At 33.5% G+C, this 24,696-nt stretch carries 22 protein-coding genes, 1 pseudogene and 2 riboswitches; of the genes and pseudogenes, 18 read left to right on the top strand and 5 right to left on the bottom strand.

Annotated elements, in window-relative coordinates; translation table 11 throughout:
- The 3 genes from clpA (at position 1) to JCM14822_RS02365 (ending at position 3,559) form a co-directional block, all read left to right on the top strand.
- Positions 1-2,301, top strand: a complete 2,301-nt coding sequence (gene clpA, locus JCM14822_RS02375) for an ATP-dependent Clp protease ATP-binding subunit ClpA (RefSeq protein ID WP_054739304.1) — start codon at positions 1-3, stop codon at positions 2,299-2,301.
- Positions 2,302-2,342: 41 nt separating this feature from the next.
- Entirely contained in the window at positions 2,343-2,915 is a 573-nt protein-coding gene (locus tag JCM14822_RS02370) for an NUDIX hydrolase (protein ID WP_054739303.1), read from the top strand.
- 143 nt (positions 2,916-3,058) lie between these two features.
- Positions 3,059-3,559 carry a GNAT family N-acetyltransferase gene (locus tag JCM14822_RS02365; RefSeq protein ID WP_054739301.1) on the top strand — a complete coding sequence of 167 codons (501 nt, stop codon included), beginning with the start codon at positions 3,059-3,061 and terminating at the stop codon, positions 3,557-3,559.
- Positions 3,560-3,616: 57 nt separating this feature from the next.
- On the opposite strand, the gene JCM14822_RS02360 is transcribed toward JCM14822_RS02365, so the two are convergent.
- From JCM14822_RS02360 to JCM14822_RS02340, 5 genes and pseudogenes are all read right to left on the bottom strand, one after another.
- Positions 3,617-4,495 carry a TPM domain-containing protein gene (locus JCM14822_RS02360; protein WP_054739300.1) on the bottom strand — a complete coding sequence of 293 codons (879 nt, stop codon included), beginning with the start codon at positions 4,493-4,495 and terminating at the stop codon, positions 3,617-3,619.
- The gene (locus JCM14822_RS02355) at positions 4,492-5,565 is read right to left on the bottom strand and encodes a hypothetical protein (RefSeq protein WP_054739299.1); all 1,074 of its coding nucleotides are present in this window, start codon (positions 5,563-5,565) and stop codon (positions 4,492-4,494) included. The genes JCM14822_RS02360 and JCM14822_RS02355 overlap by 4 nt, the downstream gene beginning before the upstream one ends.
- 224 nt (positions 5,566-5,789) lie before the next feature.
- Positions 5,790-6,161 (bottom strand): class I SAM-dependent methyltransferase, encoded by a 372-nt coding sequence (locus JCM14822_RS02350; RefSeq protein WP_054739298.1) that lies wholly within the window; start codon positions 6,159-6,161, stop codon positions 5,790-5,792.
- 176 nt (positions 6,162-6,337) lie between these two features.
- Positions 6,338-6,898 (bottom strand): annotated as a pseudogene (locus tag JCM14822_RS18955) (aminotransferase class I/II-fold pyridoxal phosphate-dependent enzyme).
- A 277-nt stretch (positions 6,899-7,175) separates the two neighbouring features.
- Positions 7,176-8,552, bottom strand: coding sequence for a hypothetical protein (locus JCM14822_RS02340; RefSeq protein WP_054739289.1), 1,377 nt, complete (start codon positions 8,550-8,552; stop codon positions 7,176-7,178).
- Positions 8,553-8,741: 189 nt separating this feature from the next.
- Positions 8,742-8,857: riboswitch (SAM riboswitch) on the top strand.
- Between the two features lie 109 nt (positions 8,858-8,966).
- On the opposite strand from JCM14822_RS02340, the gene JCM14822_RS02335 reads away from it, so the two are divergent.
- The 15 genes from JCM14822_RS02335 to JCM14822_RS02265 all read left to right on the top strand — a co-directional run bounded on the left by JCM14822_RS02335 (position 8,967) and on the right by JCM14822_RS02265 (position 24,645).
- Complete coding sequence (locus JCM14822_RS02335) at positions 8,967-10,124, top strand: pyridoxal phosphate-dependent aminotransferase (RefSeq protein ID WP_054739287.1); 1,158 nt, start codon at positions 8,967-8,969, stop codon at positions 10,122-10,124.
- A gap of 17 nt (positions 10,125-10,141) precedes the next feature.
- Positions 10,142-11,161: a methionine ABC transporter ATP-binding protein gene (locus JCM14822_RS02330; RefSeq protein ID WP_054739285.1), complete on the top strand. Its 1,020-nt coding sequence runs from the start codon at positions 10,142-10,144 to the stop codon at positions 11,159-11,161.
- Complete coding sequence (locus JCM14822_RS02325; RefSeq protein ID WP_054739284.1) at positions 11,158-11,814, top strand: methionine ABC transporter permease; 657 nt, start codon at positions 11,158-11,160, stop codon at positions 11,812-11,814. Before JCM14822_RS02330 ends, JCM14822_RS02325 begins: the two co-directional genes overlap by 4 nt.
- 55 nt (positions 11,815-11,869) lie before the next feature.
- Positions 11,870-12,754, top strand: coding sequence for a MetQ/NlpA family ABC transporter substrate-binding protein (locus JCM14822_RS02320; RefSeq protein WP_054739283.1), 885 nt, complete (start codon positions 11,870-11,872; stop codon positions 12,752-12,754).
- 330 nt (positions 12,755-13,084) lie between these two features.
- Positions 13,085-14,650, top strand: a complete 1,566-nt coding sequence (locus JCM14822_RS02315) for a nitrogenase component 1 (protein WP_054739282.1) — start codon at positions 13,085-13,087, stop codon at positions 14,648-14,650.
- On the top strand, positions 14,650-16,014 hold the full coding sequence (locus JCM14822_RS02310; RefSeq protein ID WP_054739281.1) for a nitrogenase component 1: 1,365 nt from the start codon (positions 14,650-14,652) through the stop codon (positions 16,012-16,014). Before JCM14822_RS02315 ends, JCM14822_RS02310 begins: the two co-directional genes overlap by 1 nt.
- 158 nt (positions 16,015-16,172) lie before the next feature.
- Positions 16,173-16,300, top strand: a riboswitch (SAM riboswitch).
- Between the two features lie 95 nt (positions 16,301-16,395).
- Positions 16,396-17,712 (top strand): phenylacetate--CoA ligase family protein, encoded by a 1,317-nt coding sequence (locus JCM14822_RS02305; protein ID WP_054739280.1) that lies wholly within the window; start codon positions 16,396-16,398, stop codon positions 17,710-17,712.
- Between the two features lie 3 nt (positions 17,713-17,715).
- Entirely contained in the window at positions 17,716-18,279 is a 564-nt protein-coding gene (locus JCM14822_RS02300) for a 2-oxoacid:acceptor oxidoreductase family protein (protein ID WP_054739277.1), read from the top strand.
- Positions 18,280-18,582, top strand: coding sequence for a 4Fe-4S binding protein (locus JCM14822_RS02295; RefSeq protein ID WP_054739274.1), 303 nt, complete (start codon positions 18,280-18,282; stop codon positions 18,580-18,582). It begins immediately after the preceding gene.
- Entirely contained in the window at positions 18,579-19,787 is a 1,209-nt protein-coding gene (gene porA, locus JCM14822_RS02290; RefSeq protein ID WP_083461222.1) for a pyruvate ferredoxin oxidoreductase, read from the top strand. The genes JCM14822_RS02295 and porA overlap by 4 nt, the downstream gene beginning before the upstream one ends.
- A 2-nt stretch (positions 19,788-19,789) precedes the next feature.
- Positions 19,790-20,674, top strand: coding sequence for a thiamine pyrophosphate-dependent enzyme (locus JCM14822_RS02285; RefSeq protein ID WP_054739273.1), 885 nt, complete (start codon positions 19,790-19,792; stop codon positions 20,672-20,674).
- 226 nt (positions 20,675-20,900) lie between these two features.
- Positions 20,901-22,097 (top strand): class I SAM-dependent rRNA methyltransferase, encoded by a 1,197-nt coding sequence (locus tag JCM14822_RS02280; RefSeq protein ID WP_054739272.1) that lies wholly within the window; start codon positions 20,901-20,903, stop codon positions 22,095-22,097.
- 259 nt (positions 22,098-22,356) lie between these two features.
- Positions 22,357-23,181, top strand: a complete 825-nt coding sequence (locus tag JCM14822_RS02275) for an amino acid ABC transporter substrate-binding protein (protein ID WP_054739271.1) — start codon at positions 22,357-22,359, stop codon at positions 23,179-23,181.
- A gap of 58 nt (positions 23,182-23,239) precedes the next feature.
- Positions 23,240-23,944, top strand: a complete 705-nt coding sequence (locus tag JCM14822_RS02270; protein WP_330377246.1) for an amino acid ABC transporter permease — start codon at positions 23,240-23,242, stop codon at positions 23,942-23,944.
- Between the two features lie 11 nt (positions 23,945-23,955).
- Positions 23,956-24,645 carry an amino acid ABC transporter ATP-binding protein gene (locus JCM14822_RS02265; protein ID WP_054739270.1) on the top strand — a complete coding sequence of 230 codons (690 nt, stop codon included), beginning with the start codon at positions 23,956-23,958 and terminating at the stop codon, positions 24,643-24,645.
- Positions 24,646-24,696 lie beyond the last annotated feature (51 nt).

Here is a 24,696-nt window from a genome sequence, read left to right as displayed (position 1 = left end):
ATGTATATATCAGCATTAGTAGGCAAGATTATTGCAAAAGCTAACGAGTTAGCAGCTAAATTAGGTCACGAATATATTACACCAGAACATATTATTTTAGTAATGTGTGGGCAAAAGATTTTCAAAGAAGCATTTGAAAGCTGTGGTGGAGATATTAGTCTTTTAAGGAGTAATATCGCAGCTTATTTAGATGAGACAATGGAGAAATTTGAAGAGATAGAACCTATTGAAAGTTTCAGTGTTCAGCAAGCACTTTTAAGAGCTTCAGAACAAGTACTTAACAGTGGTAAAAATCAAATAGAAGTAGATCATTTATTAGCAGGAATTATGGACTTACCTGAAAACTACGGTGTGTATTATATCTTAGAACAAGGTGTAACAAAGCGTGATTTATTATTTGAATTATGTCATTTAGAAGATGAAGAAAAAGGACATAGTTTAATCAAGACAAGTAAAGGTGAATTAGCTAAATCTACAGCAGCTCAGTATGTTGAAGAAGAAGCGGCTCAAGATGAGGAAGAAGAGGAAGGTATGCCTTCAGGCTTTGAGCAGTATATTACAAATTTAAATAAAGAAGCGGAAAAAGCAGATGAACCACTTGTAGGAAGAGAAGATTTAATCATTCGAACAATCCAAGTGCTTTGTAGAAAACAAAAAAATAATCCAATTCATGTAGGTGAACCTGGCGTTGGTAAAACTAAGCTTACATTAGGTCTTGCGAAATACATTAATGAAGGCAAAGTGCCTGATTTATTAAAGGGTGCACAAATTTATTCTTTAGATTTAGGAAGTGTACTTGCGGGAACACAATATCGTGGTGATTTTGAGAAACGGCTCAAGAAGATATTAGATAGTCTTAAAAAGTTAGATAAACCTATCGTTTATATTGATGAGATTCATAACATAGTAGGTGCAGGAGCTTTAGGCGGCGGTTCTTTAGATGCCTCAAATCTTCTCAAACCGTATTTAACAGATGGACAGATTAAATTTATAGGTGCTACAACTTACGAAGAGTACAAAAAGTACTTTGAAAAAGATAAAGGTTTAGTAAGACGTTTCCAAACAGTAGAAGTTAAAGAACCAACAGTAGAAGAAACAATACAGATTTTACAAGGACTTAAGCCACATTATGAAAAATATCATGGTGTAACTTATACAGATGAAGCGATTAAGGCGGCTGCTGAATTAAGTCAGCAGTATATTAATGATAGATTTTTACCTGATAAGGCGATTGACCTTATTGATGAGACAGGTGCTTGCAATACGGTTAAAGGCAAAAAAGGTAAGAAGAAAGTTATTGATTTAGATATGATTCAAGAGACACTTTCTAAGATTTGTCATATTCCTAAGCAAACAGTAGAGAAGAAAGAAGTAACAGCACTTAAACAACTTGAAGGAGTCCTTAAAGGACAAATCTTCGGGCAAGATCAGGCCATTAAACAAATCGTTAAATCTATTAAACTATCTAGAGCAGGACTTAGCGATGGCAATAAATCAGTAGCTAACTTCCTATTTGTAGGACCTACTGGTGTAGGTAAAACAGAGATTGCAAAATGTTTAGCTAAAGAGTTAGGTGTAAAACTGATTCGATTTGATATGAGTGAGTACACAGAGAAACATACCGCATCTAAACTTATCGGTTCACCACCAGGCTATGTAGGTTATGAAGAAGGTGGACTTCTAACAGATGCCATTCGTAAGACACCATACTGTGTCCTTTTATTAGATGAAATCGAGAAAGCACACCAAGACATTTTTAATATTTTATTACAAGTCATGGATTATGCTACTCTTACAGACAATCAAGGTAGAAAGGCTGATTTTAGAAATGTTATTTTAATCATGACTTCTAATGCTGGAGCTTCTAGAATTGGTAAGAAACTTGTAGGTTTCGGTGAAAGAAGCATCACAGGAGATGCGATTCAAGATGAAGTGAAAAAGGTATTCACACCTGAATTTAGAAATAGATTAAGCAGTGTTGTGGTATTTAATCATATTGATTCAGCTATGGCAGATCTCATTGCGAAGAAAGAGTTAAATAAATTTAAGGAAATTCTTAAAGAGAAAAATATTACCCTTACATTTGATAAGAAGTGCGTCACATACATTGCTGAAAAAGGTATTTCTACAGAATTTGGTGCAAGGGAAATTGCAAGACTTATTGAAGATGAACTTAAACTACTTTTAGTAGATGAAATCTTATTCGGCAAGTTAGTTGATGGTGGAAGTTGCAAAGTAACAGTGGTAGATAAGGCATTTAAGTTAACGTTTAAAGAAAGTGCAAAGAAGGAAGAAGTATAAGGCAATTAATAAGAAACCAGTTATACAGAAGGAGAAAGCAAATGAACTATATTGATGCCATTAAAGCATACAATCCTGTTAATGAACAAGAAGCAGCAGAAAAACGAGTAATTTTAAAGTATATTGAAGACTACCCACATAACATTTTACTTAGAGAAAATGAACTTGGACATATGACAAGTTCTGGCTTTATTTTAAATAAATCATTAGATAAAACACTTATGGTACATCATAATATTTATAAAACATGGGCATGGACGGGTGGCCATGCTGATGGAGATGATGATTTACTTTATGTGGCAATGAAAGAAGCAAAAGAAGAAACTGGTGTTAAAAACATTGAGCCACTCATGTCAGACATTGCAAGTATAGACATTTTACCTGTATGGGGACACGTTAAAAAAGGCGCTTATGTGCCAACCCATATGCATCTTTCAGCAGCTTATATTTTAATTGCTGATGAAGAACAAGAGCTTTATATTAACGAAGTAGAAAATAGTGGTGTAAGATGGATACCTATAGATGAGATTGAGAAATATAGTAATGAACCACAAATTATAGAAGTATATAAAAAGCTCATTAAAAAAGCACATGAGTATGTAGCCAATAAATAAGTATCTTCAAATAGAGATAAAACCAATAGAAATAAAAGCCATCTATAGATTAGCAGAAGATAGGTCTAATCCATAGGTGATTTTTTATATACAGATACTGCATAAAGGTATATAATTACAAAAAATATAAAGAGGAAAAATAGATGAATTATAAAATACGAGAGATGAAAAGAGAAGATTGGAATAGAGTAAGAGCAATTTATTTACAAGGCATTGCAACTAAGAAAGCAACCTTTCAAACTGAAGCACCAGAATATGAAGCTTGGGATCAAGGCCATTTAAAGGAATGTAGATTCGTTGCAGTAGATGAAGAAGATAGAGTCATGGGATGGATTGCATTAAGTCCTACAAGTAGTAGATATGTTTATAGAGGTGTAGTTGAAGTGAGTATTTATGTGGCAGAAGAAGCAAGGGGCAATCAAATAGGCTACTTACTTATGATGAAGACTATTGAAGAAACAGAAAAATTAGACATATGGACATTATACTCTGTAATCCTTGAAGTTAATGAGGTGAGTCTTGCTTTACATAAAAAATGCGGCTTTCGAGAAATTGGAACGAGAGAACGTATTGCTCAAGACGCAGATGGTATTTGGAGAGATACAGTAGTTATGGAGCGCAGAAGTAAAATCGCTGGTAAATAAAAAGGAGTGTTACGAAATTGATAAACTATTTCGTGACACTCCTTTTAGTTTATTATCTTATAAATGTAAAATCTTTTGTAATACAGCTTTAAAGAATCTAGAAGCTTCCACCACCGCCACCAAATGTACCACCACCACTAGAGCTATGGTAGAACTTCCGCCACCGCCAGAATCATGAGTATCATTTTTTTGAAGGCGAATCTTAGTGGTGTGACTATGCATAAACCTATCTTGTTTCTCTGTGTAATTGACTGAACTGCGATCTGGAGTAGTAACAGGTTGTGTAAATTTAGGATGTGTATAACTATGACATATACTGAAATAAGTAATCAGTGAAACGATAAATGCAATAAGTGCAGAAATGCCACCTCGCATTAAATAATCTGTAGCTGTCAGTTTTGCTTTAGGTAGTGAAGTTTGTTCAGAAGAACTTACAGGAATAGGTGAAGAAACAATCAGCTCAACTTTATTTAAGAACAACTTACTAGCATCATAATATTCGCCATCACTAAGTTTTGATCTAACCTTTTCATAAATCAATTGAATACGTGCGTCTGTAAAATATGAAATAGCAGAACCTGAAGAAGACATCCATACTTGGCGATTATCCATATCAATAAGCATTAATATACCATTAGCTTTAGCATTACCATAGCCTAAATCAAAGAAAAAATCATCAGCAAATGCCATACTTGTTTTACCTTGCGCATCATCTGTGGTTAAAATGAAAGCATCCATATGATATGTGGCACGAATTTCATTGATTTGAGTTTGAAGACTTTGAACTTCCTCATCAGTAAACAAAGCAGCATAATCATAAATGCTTTGATTTGGTAAAGCTGCTTTAAGAGGCATTGGTATAAGCATCAAAAGACATAATAATAAACTCATTAATCCCATTAAAGGATGACTTAAAGTACATTTTAAATTTCTCATATAAGTAACCCCCCTATGAAACAAACAATAAATGTAATAAAGAAGATTAGTATAGAGAAACGAAATACTTTGCCTTTGTCTAATGGTAAGCGACCATATAATTTACCGGTTTGTCCATTCATAGCAAAGAGATAAGTTTCACCTTTATAGAGATAAGTCAGCATCCATATAGGCATTAAAGTATAGTGAAAGCGTGACCTATGAATTTGGGTATGCGTGTTTTTCACACTAACAGTAGAATAGCCTTGAACAGATTCACGTAAAGTAACGGCTACAGCTTTTTCAACACGACTTTTAATCTCAGGGAAAACATCATCCTTGGTGACATCATATTTTTCAGCTAAGAAGCCTGAAAGATAAGTAGATGAGTAAGGTGCAAGGTCATCAAAGTTAAAAGGTCCAATGCTATCCATAACCTGATCATCAGCTTTACTTGAAGCATCATGAGCAATATTATAAAAGTCCATATCAGCTGAGCGATGTACAGCATAAATATCTGTCTTAGTATATTGATAATCTCCACTAATCCAAGTAGAAATATTACGGCCCTCTGCATTCAAACTGCCTGAAGTATCACAGTCTACAAGCCAATAAGGAATGTAGAGTCCAGCCATTTTTTCAAGTTGAGATGGTGATGAAAAGTCGCTAGGTAAGAACTTTTTCCTTTTGCACCAACTTCTAAAATCATCTTCTGCACGTCGACGACTAAGTTTAAATGGAATAACTTTAGATGGTCTAAATTCACCTTCTAACTGCTTAGAAAATACAACTGGATTATGACAATAGCAACAAATCATAGCAGATGTAGTATGGTCTGTAATGATTTCAGCACCACAGCTAGGGCAAGTATAAAGTAAAGATGTACCTTCACTTTCGGATGTTTCTGTATAATCACCAGCATCTTCGATGACAGTTTTAGCATCTTCTGAATGGACTGCCTGATTATTAGCAGCTTGAAGTTCTGCTTCTGTAAATGTACTGTCACAGAAATCACATTTCGATTTTTGTGTCTCAGGATCAAAGCTTAGATGACCTCCACAGTTAGGACACTTATAAGTAATAACTGACAAATGATACCCCTCCTTTTAATAGCCTATAAATAAGAAAATTAGCTTATTTATAAGTTTATGAAATAAGCTAAAAAATAGGCATGTTTTATTAAAAAAGTATATCATACAAGTTTTTAATTGTTAATAAGTGGCAAGAAGATTTTGTAAATTTACAATAAACATATTAAATATTAGCGTTCAGCTGTAAGAAGCCATACAAATTTATTTTGTTTTTGAAAAGAAACTTAAAAGCCATTATCTGCAAAGGCTTTTCGAAGTACAGCGTGAGTTGTATAGAATTCAGTTTTTAGGTCATGTGTAAGAGAAGTAGCTCCCTTATCTAAACTATCTTGCAAGATATCTTCAGCAACTTCGTTAGTTTCATACATTGTATCTGTGATAATGATCTTATCTTGAGGTGTAAGCTTAGTTGTAAGAAGTTTAATTGATTTAGATTTTTTATCATCAGAAAGATGATAGAAAGCATAGCTAGAAATAATGGCATCAATACTATGATCAGGAATAGGTAGGGTTAAAAAGCTACTAGGATTAAAATATTTTAGTTTACCCAAAATATGAATATTTTTATCAGGAGAAATATTGTTGAGCTTCCACACCCTTTCTAAAAAATAAATCTTAATTATATAGCTATTTACAATAAAATCTTATTCAAGTGCTGGTTTGAAATCATTTATAAGATTATCCATGCTTTCGATATCAGAGATGTTCAGATTGCTCAGCAGTATCTAATTCAAAAGAAATCATAGCACCTATATTTGGATAATAAATACGTTTAACTTGAGGAAGTGTTTGAAGGAAAGCAACTATTTTGAGGACCTAAAATAGCCCCAATAGCATTTTGTAAAAAGGCAATACGTTCTTTGAGTTCAGGATTTGCAACAACAACGAGTCCAGCGATTACATCACTATGCCAACCTAAATATTTAGTTGCACTATGAACCACAATATTAATGCTAGACTTAATAGGGCGTTGTTAAAAAGTATTATCAACAACTGTAAGTAAACCGCGAAGTTTAGCCAGTTTGCTAATAGTAGAGAAATCAGTTAATTTCATAAGTGGATTAGTAGGTGTTTCAATGAAAATAGCTTTAGTTTCAGGTGTGATTGCATCTTTAACAGCTTCTAAATCGGAAGTATCAACCTGAGTATAAGTAATGCCAAGATTTACAAAAACCTTATCAACTACTCTAAAAGTACCACCGTATACATTATCAGAAATCAATATATGGGCACTAGATTTAAAAAGCATAAGTACTGTAGATAAAGCAGCAAGCCCAGAAGTAAAAGCAAAACCGGCAATACCATCATGAATAAGTTTAGAATTAAAGTTCATATATAAAGTCCTTTTGATATGGAAAATTGAATAGTTTTTAAATTTAGAAAGATTATACTCTTTATTTAAATAAAAGTAAATATATTATTTTACTAGGAATTAAAAATAAATAGTGCTATATGTAAAAGATTAGTATTATCAACGCTTGAAATGCAAAGAAATTTTTTGAAAAAATTTTTATAAGATAAATTAGATGGGATAAAACAAGAAAGGAGATAGGGCAAAGTAGGATTTTGCCATATCTCCTAGGTTAAATAGAAATAAATTAAAAAGCAAATTAAAGTGAAGAGGAGGGCGATGACTTAGAAGGAGTTGAGGTAGAGGGAATAATTTTAGAATCTGTAGTTGGAAAATAAAAAGTATTAACAAGTTCTTGGGAAGTGATTGTGGTGCAAGCTTTAAAGTGTTTTGTACTATGTGGTAGTTTAAACTCAGGAATTTGAAAGTTTTTGAGCTCTTTAAGTAAAGGACGGAAATTACAATGATTGGTATGCCAAGTTGTGATAAAGGAAGGCTCTAGGTTGAGAGAGGAATCTTTGGCTAAACCGGCATAAGTAAAACCAGCTCGAATTGAAGTAGAGGCAAGAGGTGTTAAAAAGAAAGCATTAAAGTAAAACATAGGGCTGCCATTGTTATTAGTAAGTCTTGTAATTAGGTTATTTACAAGTGCAATGGCATCTATAACAAGTTTGTTTTGCTTGCAAAAGGAAATAGAAGAACTATCAGAAAGGTTGGTAGCAGCCATGTTCGCCTCAGATTGGCCGTTAGAGCAACTCTTATTATCTGCATTTGCTTTAGAATGAGAAGAATTTTGATTAGCACCGATTGCCTCATTTAGTGTAGCACTCATATTAACGATACGGGTACTATTACCTAATGGGACAGTGGTTGAAGGAGAAATATTTGTATAATTGGCAGCACTAGTACCATTAGAAGAAGAATTTGTATTTGTACAGGAACTACCACAAGAAGAAGATTGATTGGTTGTTACTGTACGAGATTTATTATGTGCAACATTATTACCACAATTAAAATTGGATTGCTGAAATTGAGAAAGTGAATCAAAGAGGTTGATAAATGTATCAAGGCAATTTTTTGTTTCACTATTAGAAATAGGAGTTGCTAAAAGAAGTGTAATATAGTTTTCCGAAGGAAAAAGTGAGGAGAAATTTTGTAAAATAGATTTTGTATCAGTATAAGTATTATTAGGAATAACGATGGTTGATGTAATGGTAGATATATGCTCTAGGGAAAATAAGTTATTCAATAACGCTTTAGATTGATTACTATCATAAGCTGTTATTTTACTATTAGGAAATGTAGAAAGAAAACCTTGGTTAAAAATTTCAATAGCAGTGGGAGCAGAAGGCGCAATGCTTAAACCTATATAAAAGTTAAGTTTTTTTGGGGATCGTTCTAGAATAATCCCAATTGTAGTATTTAGTGAGGCAAGTGCATTAAAAACATAAGTAAAGTAATGAGCAGTAGTTGAAGTAGTAAAATTAGTTATTTTAAAAAGTAGAATTTGATTTTGTGATTTTTTATTAGTATAGAGTGTAGCACAATCTAGTGTATTTAAATAATCTTTTTGAACACAGCTATTGTATTGATGCAAGGTAGAAGAAAATTGTTGCTCAAGGGGATGTTTAAGCACTAGAATCAGTCCTTTAAGATAAACGACTAATATAATATATGCGTACTTCTATAAATTGTAAACCAGTAAAAATAATAGGAATATTTTAGAGAAAATAAAAATTTTATAAAATATATAAAAAATATTGACATTGATTGAGTAGAAATATATACTACTAATCATACTAGAAAACTTGGTTATAGAAAAAGGTTCTTATCTAGAGTGGCAAAGGGACTGGCCCAGTGAAGCCCGGCAACCTGAATAATTGTATAAATTATTTAAGGTGCTAATTCCAGCAAGATCTGTAGTGGTTTGAGAGATAAGAAAGTATATTTTAAGCCTGTTTGTGCTACTTTCTTACCTTAAGAAAGTAGCTTTTTCGATACAAATAGTAATTTCTTTTGATGCATTGATATATAAGGAGGAGAAAATAAAATGTTAGAGTTAAGTCATAGATTAGATGGATTTCAAGAATCAACAATTAGAAAGATGACACGTATTTCAAATCAATATGGTGCCATTAACTTATCACAAGGGTTCCCTGATTTTGCCCCACCTCCAGAAATTCTTGAAGAATTACAACGTGCAGCAATTGAGGGACCACACCAATATGCTATTACTTGGGGGGCACAAGATTTTAGAGAGGCTTTAGCGGAAAAACAAGAACGTTTCATGGGATTGAAGTTAGATCCTAATGAAAATATAGTAGTTACTTGTGGTAGTACAGAAGCAATGATGACAGCCATGATGTCTATTTGTGAAAGAGGAGATAAGGTGGCTATTTTCTCACCATTTTATGAGAATTATGCAGCAGATACTATTCTTTGTGGAGCACAGCCAATTTATATTCCATTAAAACCACCTACTTTTGATTTTGATAGAGAAGCTTTAGAAGATGCTTTTAAAGCAGGTGCAAAAGCATTAGTGCTTTGTAATCCTTCTAATCCAATAGGTAAAGTTTTTACTAGGGAAGAACTTTTAGATATTGCTAAAATCGTTGAAAAATATGATGCGTATGTCATTACAGATGAAGTATATGAACATATTGTTTATGCACCACATAAACATACTTATTTTGCATCATTACCTGAAATGTTTGAGCGTACTATCTCATGTAGTTCACTTTCAAAGACATATTCTATTACTGGCTGGCGACTTGGGTATGTTATTGCACCAAAAGAAATTATCAATCAATGTAAGAAGGTACATGACTTCTTAACAGTAGGTGCAGCAGCACCACTTCAAAGAGCAGCTATTGTAGGACTTAAGTTTGGTGATGATTATTATAATGAATTAACTAGGATGTACACTGAGAAAAGAGAACTTTTCTTAAATGGATTAGATCAAATAGGACTTCGTTATTTTAAACCAGAAGGTGCGTATTATGTTATGGTAGACATTAGTGAATTTGGTATAGCTTCTGATAATGAGTTTGCAGAAAAACTTATAAAAGAAGTAGGTGTAGCAGGGGTTCCAGGATCTAGTTTCTTCAAAGAAGACGTGAATCAATATATTCGTCTCCACTATGCTAAGAAGCCACAAACATTAGAAAAAGCATTAGAAAAATTACAGCATATTAGAAAACATTTTTAAGAGAAAGGGGAAAGGCTATGATTAAATTTGAAAATGTAAAAGTAGCTTTTAAACAAAAGAATGGAGAATTTGTAGCAGTTAAAGATGTTTCACTTCATATAGAAGCAGGGGATATTTATGGAATTGTAGGAGGCAGTGGCGCTGGGAAAAGTACATTAGTACGTACAATTAATGGATTACAACAGCCAACACAGGGACATATTTTTGTGGATAATGAAGATATAACACAATTAAATAATAGTCAGATTAGAGAACTTAGAAAAAAAGTAGGTATGATTTTTCAACACTTCAATTTAGTGTCTAGAAAAACAGTAGGACAAAATATAGAGCTTGCGCTTAAAATACAAGAATATCCTAAGGAAAAGCGTAAAGCTCGTGTTGAAGAGTTACTTGAACTTGTGGGATTAAAGGATAAGCTAAATGCTTATCCTGCAAGTTTAAGTGGTGGGCAAAAGCAACGTGTAGGGATTGCAAGAGCATTAGCCACTAATCCTAAAATCTTACTCTGCGACGAAGCAACATCTGCACTTGATGCACAGACAACTGTAGAAATTGTAGATATCTTAAAGCAAATTAATAGCTCACTGGGGATTACGATTGTTTTCATTACTCATCAAATGGAAGTGGCAAAAAACTTATTTACAAAAGTAGCAGTTATGAGTGAAGGAGAAATCATTGAACATGGGACAACTTATGAAGTATTTGCAAACCCACAGGCAGAATTGACAAAAAAATTGGTAGAAACTCAAATAGATATCCCAGATAAGATTATATCTAAAACACAAGGTAAGATTATTAAACTTACTTATAAAGGAAATAGGAGTGTTGAACCTATTGTTGCTTATGCTAATAAAAAATATGAAGTAGTCTTAAATATTTTACATGGGCGTATTGAATACATTACAGAAAAACCAATAGGAGTATTAGTTGTAAGTATTATAGGAGAAGCACATCAGATAGATAAAGCACTAGAATATATTAAGGCAAATACTGAAGGAATAGAAGTTATTAGAGAAAAGGGGAGTGAAGTAGCATGAGTATAAATGAATTAGTTGAAGCATTATGGAGCGCAACAAAGGAAACAAGTTTAATGGTAAGTATATCAATGCTGATTGCAATAGTAGTAGGAACATTTCTAGGACTTGTTTTATACATTACAGCATCGCCACTTTTATATCCTAATAAGGCAATAAATGCTGTTTCTGGATTAATAATAAATGTAATTCGTTCAATTCCATTTATTATTTTATTAGTTTTACTTTATCCTTTAACAAATCTTATATTAGGCACAACCATAGGAGCTACTGCAGTAACAGTTCCATTAACAGTAGCAGCTATAGCCTTTTTGGCAAGGCTTGTAGAAGGTGCCTTTTCTGAAATAGATAAAGGTGTAATTGAAGCATCATTAGCAATGGGAGCAAGTTTAAAAGACATTGTAGTGGATGTTCTTTTAGTAGAAGCATTACCAGGAATTATTAGGGCGATTACAGTAACGCTTATTAGCATTATAGGTTATTCATCAATGGCAGGAACTGTTGGTGGCGGAGGAATTGGAGACTTAGCGATTCGCTACGGTTATCAACGTTATCAAACAGATGTATTAATTATTACAGTGGTCATATTAGTTGTAGTAGTACAACTCATTCAAGTTATAGGAGAAAAAGCAGCTGTGAGTGTAACTAAGAAATAGAAGTTAGTATGAATATGGGTTATAAAAAAATAGATAGATTTAGGGAGGAAAGATTATGAGAAAAAGTTTAATTTATAAGTTAAGTTTATTAGCAGTAGTAGGATTTGGAATATTAACAGGATGCGGTTCACAGAATGCAAGTGGTGAGGATGTAAAAGATGTAGCTGCATCAGTAAATGAGGTGAGAGCAAAAGATACTATTAAGTTTGGGACTTGCCCTGGTCCTTATGGGGATATGATCCAATATGCTATTAAACCAGGATTAGAGGAAAAGGGTTACAAAGTGGATATCATTGAATTTAGTGATTATGTCCAACCTAATTTAGCATTAGGTAAGGGAGAAGTAGATGCCAATATGTTCCAACATAGTGTGTATCTTGAGAATTTCAAGACGGAACATAATTTAGAACTTAGTAATTTAATTAATATACCAACAGCGGGGCTTGGGATTTATTCAGATAAATACACAGATATTTCTAATATACCAGAAGGAGCAAGTCTTACAGTACCTAATGATGTTACTAATTTAAGACGTGCCTTAAAAGAAGCACAAAATGCAGGTCTATTAACCATCGATGAAACGACAGATGTTACAAGCTTTAGTGAGAAAAATGTAAAGGATAATCCTTTGAATTTAGTGATTACACCAGTAGAAGCAGCTCAGCTTCCTAGAACATTACAAAGCTCAGATTTAGCAGCTATACCAGGTAACTATGCTTTATCAGCAGGTATTGATTTAGATTCAGCTATTTATAAAGAAGTGCTGGCAGAAGAAATGAAAAATGTAATTGCAGTACAAACTAAAGATTTAGATAGCCAGTTTGTAAAAGACATTGTAGAAGTCGTAGAGTCTGAAGATTTTAAAGATGTTATAGAAAGTAGTGATTACGCATTTAGTAGTTTTCAAAAGCCAGATTGGTATACAGAAAAATGGAAATAGGGTAATTGAAAGTGCGCAAAGGTTACAAAGTGAATGTAACCTTTTATGTTGTAATCACTAGTGATAAGAAAAGGCTATAAGTCTAAAAAAACTGAAAATATTGACTTAGTAAATCTATAGGAATACAATGAGATAAATCAAATGAAAAGTATCCTAGAGATAAGGTTAAGTATAAAATTTAAAACCTCTCTTCTTAGTAAGGGAGGTTTTGTTTTATATAGTGCGGATAACTTTTGATTTAAAAATAAAATTTAGGGAGGAATGTGGATGGTAAGGAAGTAGTAGAAAAAATTTCACATGGCTAATAACTAATAAAGGGGAAAAAGATATATGGCAAAAAAAGTGAATTTAGATATTACAGCAGTACAAAGCCGTGAACAGCGGTTAGGAACAATTATTGCATGGCAAGGAAATGCAGAAGAACTTAATAAGCAATCTGGTTATGCATTAAGAGGACAAGGGGAAAAACGAGGTTGTAGGGGAAATGGTTGTAAGCTTTGTGAGCTAAAAGGACCATTTTCACAAGGATCAGTTTGTAGTGAACAAATGGTAGAATGTCAGGCTGGGAATGTAAGAAATGCAGTACTTATTCAACATGCGCCTATAGGATGTGGGGCAGGACAGGTACCTTACAATTCTATTTATAGAAATGGTCTTGCTATGAGAAATCATCAGGTTGAAAACATTAGGATTATTAATACAAACTTACAAGAAAGTGATATGGTATTTGGTGCATTAAAGAAGTTAAAACAATCTATAGATGATGCATGGGAAAGATATAAACCACAGGCAATATTTATTGGAACTTCTTGTGCGACTGGGATTATTGGTGAAGATATTGAGAGTGTGGCGGTAGAGAAGGAAGATGAATTAGGTATTCCAGTTATTCCATTAATGTGTGAAGGATTTCGCTCTAAACACTGGAGCACAGGATTTGATGCTACACAACATGGGATATTACGACAAATTGTAAAACGTAATCCTAAGAAACAAGAAGATTTAGTTAATGTAATTAATTTATGGGGTTCAGATGTCTTTACACCAATGTTAGCAGAGCTTAATCTGAGAGTTAATTATGTAGTAGATTTAGCATCAGTAGATGATTTAGCACAACTTTCTGAAGCGGCTGCAACAGTAGGATTCTGTTATACATTATCATCATATATGGCAGCAGGATTAGAAGAATCATTTGGTGTACCTGAAGTTAAGGCACCAATGCCTTATGGATTCCATGGTACAGATGAGTGGTTAAGAGAAATTGGAAGGGTAACACATAGAGAAGAATTAGCAGAGAAATATATTAAAAAAGAGCATGAACGCGTAAAACCTAGAATTGAAGAATTGAAAAAGAAATTGGCAGGATTAAAAGGATATGTAGCAACAGGATCAGCTTATGCCCATGGGCTTATTCAGGTGTTAAGAGAATTGGGAATTGAAGTAGAGAGTTCATTAGCTTTCCATCATGACCCTGTATATGATAGTGGAGATCCTAGAGAAGATTCTTTAGGACATTTAGTAGAACATTATGGAGATGTAAAATCCTTTAATATAAGTAATAGACAACAATATCAACTCTACACATTTTTAAAACAGACACCACCGGACTTCTTACTTATTAGACACAATGGATTAGCACCATTAGCATCTAAATTAGGTATCCCGGCAGCTCCACTTGGAGATGAGCATATTGCTATAGGATATCAAGGTATAATTAATTTAGGAGAAACAATATTAGAGGTTATAGCACATAAAAAATTCCATCAAGACATTAAGGAACATGTGAAATTACCATATAAAAAATGGTGGTTAGATCAAGATGATCCATATATATTAGCAAAACATCCTGAGTTAATAGAAGATTATTTAGAAGACTTTAAAAATGGGGGGACAGAGTGATGGCAGTAAAAAAAGATCATAATGGACAAACAAATTCAATTAATCAAATAAGATATGGATGTGCATTAGGGGCGTTACATAGCATAGTAGCAATTCCAGGAGCAATGCCTATTACGCATTGTGGACCAGGATGTGTGGATAAACAGTTTATGAGTATAGGATTTTACAATGGATTTCAAGGAGGTGGCTACGCAGGAGGTGCTGTTACACCAAGTGTAAATGCTACTGAAAATGAGGTTGTATTTGGTGGTTCAAAAAAATTAGAAGGACTTATAAAATCTACACTGAAAGTAATGGATGCAGATTTATATGTTGTATTAAATGGCTGTATAGGGGAATTAGTTGGAGATGATATAGGTTCTGTAGTTTCTAAATTTCAAAAGCAAGATATACCTATTGTGTTTGCAGATACAGGAGGATTTAAAGGGAATAACTTTGTAGGTCATGAATTAATTACGCAAGCTATTATTGATCAATATGTAGATAAGTTTGCTAAAAACAAAGATAACAAAGAAAAAGGGCTTATTAATGTATGGACTGAATTACCTTATCAAAATCCAATGTGGCGAGGAGACTTAAAGGAGATTAAACGTATATTGGAGGGTGCAGGATTTAAAGTGAATATATTATTTGGCCAAGGTTCAGAAGGTGTTAAGGAATGGCTTACTATTCCAAATGCACAATTTAACTTAGTGTTATCGCCTTGGTTAGGATTAAAGACAGCTGAGCATCTAAAGAAAAAATATAACCAACCTTATTTACATATTCCAGTATTACCAATAGGTGCAAAGGAAGTTGCTCGTTTTATTAGAGAAGTAGTAGAATTCGCAGCAATTGATAATAATGAAGCAGAAGAGTTTATTAAAAAAGAAGAAAAAGAATACTATTATTATCTAGAACAATTTACGGATTTCTATTCTGAATATTGGTGGGGGCTGCCAGCAACTTATGCAGTAGTTAGTGATAGTACATATAATTTAGCTATTAATAAGTTTTTGGTTAATCAATTAGGTTTAATTCCTAAGACACAAATTATTACAGATAATGCACCAGAAAAGTATAGAGAAGCAATTGCTAAGGAATATGAAAAATTAGCAGAAGACGTTTCGGCGAAGGTAGAATTCGTAGAAGACGGTTATATTGTAGGTAAAGTATTAAAAGAAGAAGACTATGGACATAAGCCACCTATTATATTAGGGTCTACTTGGGAGAGAGATACTGCAAAAGATTTAAATGGATATGTGGTTGAAGTAGCCTTTCCAACATCCTATGAAGTTGTAATTAATAGAACTTATGTAGGTTATACAGGGGCGTTAACTTTATTGGAAAAACTATTTACAGTTTCTATTAGTAAAAGTGCGTAATCGAGGAGTCATACATCTAAACTAGGTGTATGACTTTTTTAAATATATAAAATATATAAAACATATAAAAATAGTGGGAAATGTATTGACAATTCGGAATAATAAATATATACTTCTAAACATATAAAAGAACTAGGAATTAAAAATGAATAAACTATTTCTTATCTAGAGAGGCTGAGGGACTGGCCCTAAGAAGCCCAGCAACCAGAATTATAGACATATAATTCAAAGGTGCTAATTCCTACAAATTATTTATGGGGTTCATAGATGATTTGAAAGATGAGAAAGCATAGCCGATATTTAAGACTGCTTTCTTATCAAGAAAGCAGTTTTTTCGTTTATTCCTAAAAAATACTGACTTTATTAATTGGAGGGATTTTTATGAGTAAAAAATATTGGAATGAAGAAATAGAAACTATACCAAGAGAAGAATTAGAAGCTTATCAACTTGAACAACTTAAAGTGCAAATTACAGAGGCTTATGAGCACTCACCTTATTATAGAAAAAGATTTGAGGAGGCAGGTGTCACACCAGATGATTTACAATCATTAGAGGATCTTCTTAAATTCCCTATTTTAACAAAACATGATGTACGTGAAAGACAAGATGCAGTACCTATCATTGGAGACTTATGTGTGAGATCAGAAAAAGATGTAGTATTTATTTCATCTTCAAGTGGTTCAACTGGGGCGCCTACAGCAAGTCCATTTAGTAAAAGAGATTTTGATGAATTTCAAAATATAGAAAGTAGGCTTTTCTGGCAAGCTGGTATGAGACCAAATGACCGTTATATTCATGCTTTAAATTTCTCACTTTTCGTAGGAGGACCTGATGTAATAGGTGCACAAAATCTTGGGGCCTTATGTATTTGGGGTGGTACACTTCCAGCAGAACGTCTATTATTTATTATTCAGCAATATCAACCAACAGTTATTTGGACTACACCATCTTATGCATGGTATTTAGGAGAAGCGGCTAAACAAAAAGGTATTAATCCAGCCACAGATTTAGCTATTAATCGTATCATTGTAGCTGGTGAGCCTGGAGGATCTATTCCAGCTACAAGACAAGCGATTGAAGAACTTTGGGATGCAGAAGTATTTGACTTCTATGGTATTTCAGATATATTTGGAGCTTGTGGTGCACAATGTGAAGAACATGATGGTATTCACATTGCCGAAGATCAAGTTTTAGTTGAAGTTGTAGATCAAGAAACAGGATTACCTGTTAAAGAAGGAGAAAGAGGAGAAATGCTCCTTACAACACTTCGTAAAGAAGTAAGGCCAATGATTCGCTTTAGAACAGGGGATATTGTAACTTATACTAACGAGAAATGTGCATGCGGTCGTACTTTAAAACGTATCAAAGTTGTTGGTCGTATTGATGATATGTTTATAGCTGGTGGTGTAAATGTATTCCCAAGTGACATTGAACACGTAATTCGTAAGTTTGATACTCTAACAGGTGAATATCGTGTAAACATTGTGGAAGATAGACATATTACTAAATTCACAGTAGAAGTAGAAAGACGTGAAGGTGTAGATATTGAAAAAGCACAATTAAGAGAACAAGTGATTTACGAAATCAAAATGAAATTAGGCGTTAAACCTAAAGACGTCATCATATTAGAAGATGGAGAATTACCAAGAGCAACTCATAAGGCAAAACGTTTAGTAGATTTAAGAGAAGGGGCATAAATCATGATAGATGTTATATTTTTAGGAAGAGGTGGGCAAGGTGCCTTCACCTCTTCTCGAATATTAGGGATTGCAGCAAGTTTATATGGTAAGAAACATAGTTTAAGTTTTCCAAGCTTCGGGCCTGAAAGAAGAGGTGCACCTGTATTTGCTTATACGAAAATTAACGATGTGCCTATTCGTGATAGAAGTCAAAGTGTAAAGGCAGATTATTTTGTTGTATTAGATGAGAGTTTATACACACCTAACTTACTTGAACGACTTAAAGAAGACGGCAAGTTATTACTTAATACAGCAATACCTGAAAAATATAAGGTATTAGAAGATGGCAGTATTAATGAAAAGATTATTACTTTTGATGCAGAACCTGTGGCACGTCAATATCTAGGAAGACCGATTATGAATACAACTATGTTAGCAGCATTGGTTGTAAAAAGTGGGTTAGTGACATTAGAGAATTTAAAGGCTGCAATACATTATGATTTGGCAACTAAAATTGCACAAAAAAATGAGGCACTCATCACATATTTTGAAAGCAATGATAGTTTAGAGGGAGGAGGAAAATAAATGAACAGACCAGAGGTAAATAAGGATTTTAAAATTAAAAGTAGTAAGGAATTACCTTGTGGTACTTATGGGCAGGCTATGTTACTTACTGAAACAATGGAAGGGTGGAGAAGTGAGAGACCTGTTATTCATAATGAGCAGTGTATTCATTGTAATTGGTGCTATATGGTCTGTCCTGAAGGGGTTATTTATAAAGAAGGAAATGAGATGAAGATTGATTATAGATTTTGTAAAGGTTGTGGCATCTGTCAGAAGGAATGTAAGAAAGGCTGCATTGAACTTATATTAGAGGGGGGCGAATGACAATGACTAATACATCAGAAAATCAAAAGGAATATCAATTTGTTTCAGGAGATGAAGCTGTAGCAATTGGTGTGAAATTAGCGCAGCCATTAGTTGTTGCTGCCTATCCTATTACACCACAAACTATCGTTGTTGAACGTTTAGCTGAAATGGTGGAAAAAGGTGAACTTAATGCAGAATATATGTATGTAGAATCAGAGCATTCAGCCTTATCAGCTGTAATGGGGGCAAGTGTGATGGGTGCCAGAACTTTTACAGCGACTTCTTCTCAAGGATTACTTTATATGGCTGAAGTTTTACATTATGCCAGTGGTGGGCGTGTGCCACTTGTGATGATGAATGCTAATAGAAGTGTAGCTCTACCTTGGAATATATTTGGTGACCAGAGGGACTCACTTTCTTTGTTAGATAGTGGATGGATTCAAGTTTATGTGGAAGATGCCCAAGAAAGTTTAGATATGACTTTAGCGGCTTATGCTTTAGCAGAACATCCAGAAGTTTTAACACCAGTTATGGTGAATTTAGATGGTTTTGTGCTAACTCATACTTATCAAAGCGTGGAAGTTCCTAGTCAGGAGCAGGTTACAGAATTTTTACCACCATTTAATTTAAAACATAAGATGGATTTAAAAGCACCTAAAAATTTATTTTTCACTGCTTCTCCACAACATAATTTAGGTTTCAAATATGAACAGCAACAAGCTATGTTAAAAGCTAAAGAGGTCATTGAAACTATAGATCAAACTTATGGAGAAATTACAGGTAGAAAATATGGTGGTTTAATCGAAGCTTATAAATGTGAAGATGCAGAGCGCATTATTGTGACATTAGGTAGTATTACAGGATTAGTAAGAGATGTGGTAGATGAATTAAGAGAGCAGGGAGAAAAAGTAGGATTACTTAAAATTCGTTATATGAGACCATTCCCTGGAGATGAAATTGCAGCTGTTTTAAAAGACGCAAAAGCAGGCTCTGTACTAGAAAAGGATATTTCTTTCGGTGCAGAAGGTACCGTATTTACAAATGTAGTTTCTGCCACTTATGGCATCAATACAAAATTAACAAATTACATTGGAGGGTTTGGAGGTAAAGATATCAAGAAAGAAGAAGTCGTACAGATTTTTAAAGACTTAGAAGAGATTATTAAAAAAGATATTCACCCAAGTTATGCTGAGCGTGTGAAATATATAGGATTGGAGGGATAGACATGGCAGTAGCATTAGATGAAAAAGAATATTTTTATGGACATAAAGGCTGTGCAGGATGCGGAGGTTCTTTAGCTGTACGTTTAGCGCTTAAAACATTAGGTGAAAATACTTTTGTAGTTGTACCGGCTGGATGTATGTCAGCTGTTGGCTTTGTTTATCCTCAGCTTTGCTTTGGTGTGAATGCACTCATTTCGCCTTTTGCAAGTACAGGTGCAATGCTTTCTGGCGTAGCAGTAGCAGCTAAAGCATTGGGATTCGATGATGTAAATGTAGTAGGATTTGCAGGAGATGGTGGAACGGCGGATATTGGACTTCAAGCTTTATCAGGTGCCATCGATCGAGATGATAATATTATTTATATTTGTTATGACAATGAAGCCTATATGAACACAGGAATTCAACAAAGTTCTCTAACACCTTATGGCACCAAGACAACGACTTCACCAGCAGGAGAACATATTCATGGAAGTCAAAATGTAAAGAAGGATATGTTTGATATTATTGCTGCACATAAAATCAAATATGCAGCTACAGCAAGTATTGGAAATATTCCTGATTATATTCGTAAGGTAGAAAAAGCTAGTAAAGTAAAAGGAGCAGCATATATTCATGTGGCTGCGCCTTGTCCAACGGGCTGGGGTATTGCCAGCAGTGATACAATCGCCATTGCTAGAGAAGCTATAGAATGTGGTTTATGGTATTTAGCAGAATATGAAAATGATGAGTATACCTTAAATAAACCTGTGAAGAACTTTTCAAGTATCGAGATGTATCTTAAAAAACAAGCACGATTTAAACATTTAACAGATGAAGATATTCAAACCATTACACAGTTAAGAGACCGTAAATGGGAAGAACTTGAACGTAGAATTAATAGAGGATAAAACAAAAGCTGGATTAATAAGAAATTTATAAGATAGTATTAAAAATAGGCGTTAAGTATTGTAGGCTAATATGATTTTAGGAATATATGATATAATAAATTTAGATAAGGAGCATATCTCAATTTATAAAATGAAAAGGCCTAAATTTAAGAGATAAGAATACTTCATTTTAAAGAAGGAAAATACTTAATTAATAGATACTATATTAAATATAAAGGATGAAAATATGAGACAGGAAATAAAGCTTAAGATTAAGCCAGCATTTGCAAGAGAAATTAGACAAGGTTATCCGTTAATTGCTAAAGATGCAATTGCTAATATTGAAGTGTTAAAAAAAGAAGATGTCATTGTAAATTTATTCGATGAAAAAAATAAATTCATAGCAAAAGGTTACTACGGGAAACAAAACAAAGGTTATGGCTGGGTATTAAGTTATAAAGAAAATGAAAAAATCGATCAAAGCTTCTTTGCTAAGAAGATTAAAGCAGCTATGAACTATCGTAAAGATTTATATGAAAGCACTGAAACAACAGCCTTCCGTGTATTTAATGGAGAAGGTGATGGAGTTGGCGGCTTAACGATAGATTACTTTGCAGGATATTATCTTGTAACTTGGTATAGTGAAGGAATTTATAGTTTCAAAGATGAAGTCATTAATGCTTTACTTGAAGTAGCAGATGTAAGAGGGATTTATCAAAAGAAAAGATTTGATAATGAAGGAAAATACATTGAAGACCATGACTATGTCATGGGTGAAGTGCCTGAGTGGCCACTTATCGTTAAAGAAAGCAGACAACAATTTGCGATTTACTTAGATGATGGCGCTATGGTTGGTATTTTCTTAGATCAAAGAGATGTAAGAAAACGCATCCGTGATTACTATGCAAAAGGTAAAACAGTGCTTAATACATTTTCATACACAGGTGGATTCTCAGTGTTTGCAGCAGCAGGCGGGGCAAGCAAAACTACTAGTGTGGATCTTGCAAATCGTAGCTTAAGCAAAACAAGAGAACAATTTAGTGTAAATGATATTGATTATACAAAACAAGATATCATTGTAGAAGATGTATTCAAATACTTTAAATATGCAGTTAAAAAAGAACTTAAGTTTGATATGGTCATTTTAGATCCACCAAGTTTTGCACGTTCAAAGAAGTTCACTTTTAGTGCTTCTAAAGATTACACAAATCTTTTAAAAGAAGCTATCGCTATTACAGAAGATGGTGGAACAATCGTAGCTTCTACAAACTGTAGTGCCTTTAATATGAAGAAGTTTAAAACTTTCATTAATACAGCTTTTAAACAAATGGGGCATCGTTATACAATTTTAGAAGAATATAGTTTACCAAAAGACTTTAAAACAATTGAGAGCTTTAAAGAAGGGAACTACCTTAAAGTAGTGTTTGTCAAGAAAAATAAATAGAGTTAATTTTATGTAGCTTAGTTAAAAAATAAAAAAGACTTATGTAATGATTTTATTACATAAGTCTTTTTTATTTAACAGAAAAGTGATATGTTTAAAGATAGAAAAATTGCATAATTCAGACTTGTAAATATTGATACATATACAGAAAAATAGTTGAATAAGATTGAAGTAGCGTAAAAAAAATGATTGACTTTATCGCTTTAGCACGCTAAAATGATAAGTAATTAGTGAAAATATTTAAATAGGAGGAAAGTAAATGAAATTAAGAAAGTTATGTAAATATATGATTGTATTTTCTATGGTAAGCAGTATGGCATTTGGTATGGTAGGTTGTGAAGATAGTGTAGCAAATGCAAGTGATAGTGAAGCAACAGCTTTAAATAAAGACGTACTTGTTGTAGGACTTGATGACAATTTTCCTCCAATGGGTTATAGAGATGAAAATGGGGACATCGTAGGATTTGATGTTGATTTTGCAAAAGCTTTTGGGGAAAAGATTGGCAAAGAAATTGAATTCCAAACAATCGATTGGACTATGAAAGAAGCAGAATTAGATGCTGGTAATATTGATTTTATCTGGAATGGCTATAGCATCAATGATGAAAGAAAAGTACAAGTTGACTTTAGTGTGCCATATTTAAAAAATCAACAAATCATCATTACTTTAGCTGATTCAGCGATTAACACAAAGGCAGATTTAGCAGGTAAAGTGGTAGGAGCACAAGCCGGATCAACAGCTGTAGAAGCAGTAGAAGATCAGCCAGAGGTCATGGAAACATTTAAAGATGGCAAAGTTGTAACTTATGAAAATAACAATGATGCTTTAATGGATCTAGAAGCAGGACGTTTAGAAGCTGTAGTAGCTGATGAAGTTTTAGTTAACTATTACATAAGTAAAAAAGGCGAAGGCAAATTTAAAATACTTACAGAAAACTTCGGAGAAGAAGAATATGGTGTAGGTATGAAAAAAGGCGATACAGAATTAGTAGAAGCACTTAATAACACATATAAAGAACTTAAAGAAGATGGTACAATGGCTGAAATCTCAGAGAAATGGTTTGGTGAAGACATCACACAATAGGCTCAATAAGCGGCCTGTGAGTAATGTCATTGGTAACAAAAAAGAGGAGGAAATTAGCGTGGACATAATAGTTGCAGCGTTTCAAAAAATCGCAGCATTCATAAGTAGTATTCTAGGCATCTTTGAATACACTAAAATGATGATGCCACAGATTATGGATGGACTGGGTGTCACATTACAAGTATTTTTATTAACTTTAGTATTATCTATTCCATTAGGGATATTAGTAGCAGTATGTCGTTTATCTAAAAGCACGATTATTAGTAAGATTACGGAGTGCTACACATTGATTATGAGAGGAACACCTCTTTTACTTCAAATCATATTTATTTTCTTTGGTTTTCCAATCATAGGAATCAAAATTCCACGCTTACCTTCTGTTATATTGGCATTTACTTTAAACTATGGTGCTTACTTTGCTGAAATTTTTAGAGCAGGAATTAATTCTATAGATGAAGGGCAATATGAAGGTGCTGAAGTTTTAGGATTATCTAAAGTAGATACATTCTTTAGAATCATTCTGCCACAAGCTTTAAAACGTGTTATTCCACCAGTTGGAAATGAAATTATCAATCTGATTAAAGACACAGCTTTAGTATATGCCGTAGGATTTGATGACTTATTAAAAATAGGAAAAACAGCAACGAATAGAGATGCTACACTATTACCACTAGTAATAGTAGCAGTTATGTACTTATTATTAATTTTCGTGCTTACTAAAGTGATGGCATGGATTGAGAAAAAATACGATTACTACAGATAGGAGGATTTGACATGTTAAAGGTAGAAGGATTATATAAAAGTTACGGAAAAACACAAGTTTTAAAAGGTGCAAATTTACATGTTAAACCAGGAGAAGTAGTTGTCGTAGTAGGTGCTTCAGGTGGAGGTAAAACTACTTTTCTAAGAAGTGTCAATTACTTAGAAAAATGTCAAACGGGAAGTATTCAAATTGGTGGTAAATATTTATTAAAAGATGGTGTATATGCTTCTAAAGAGGAAATTAGAGAGATTAGACGTAATATTGGCCTTGTTTTCCAAGGATTCAACTTATTTCCACACAAGAATGTATTAGAAAATCTAATAGAAGCACCTATTCGTGTGCTGAAATATTCACCTGAAAGGGCTAAGGATGAAGCAATGCAAATTCTTACTTTTTTAAACTTAGCGGATAAGGCAGATAGCTATCCATGTGAATTATCTGGTGGACAAAAGCAGCGTGTGGCCATTGGACGTGCGTTGGCACTTAAACCAGAATTAATGTGCTTTGATGAACCGACATCAGCACTTGATCCTGCTTTAACAGGAGAAGTGGCAAAGGTCATTAAAAGTTTAAGTGGTGAGGGAATGGCTATGCTCATTATCACTCACGATATGCAATTTGCAAAACAAGTTGCAGACCGCATTGTCTCTATGGAAGATGGATGCATTGTTGAAGAACACATTTATGCGAATGCAGATTAGTAATATGCTAAAAATCTAGACCTTACAAAGAAAGAGTGCCACAAAATTATA

This window comes from Cellulosilyticum ruminicola JCM 14822, from assembly GCF_001311925.1.
Lineage (GTDB): Bacteria > Bacillota > Clostridia > Lachnospirales > Cellulosilyticaceae > Cellulosilyticum > Cellulosilyticum ruminicola.
This window is presented reverse-complemented; position numbering and strand designations above follow the sequence as displayed.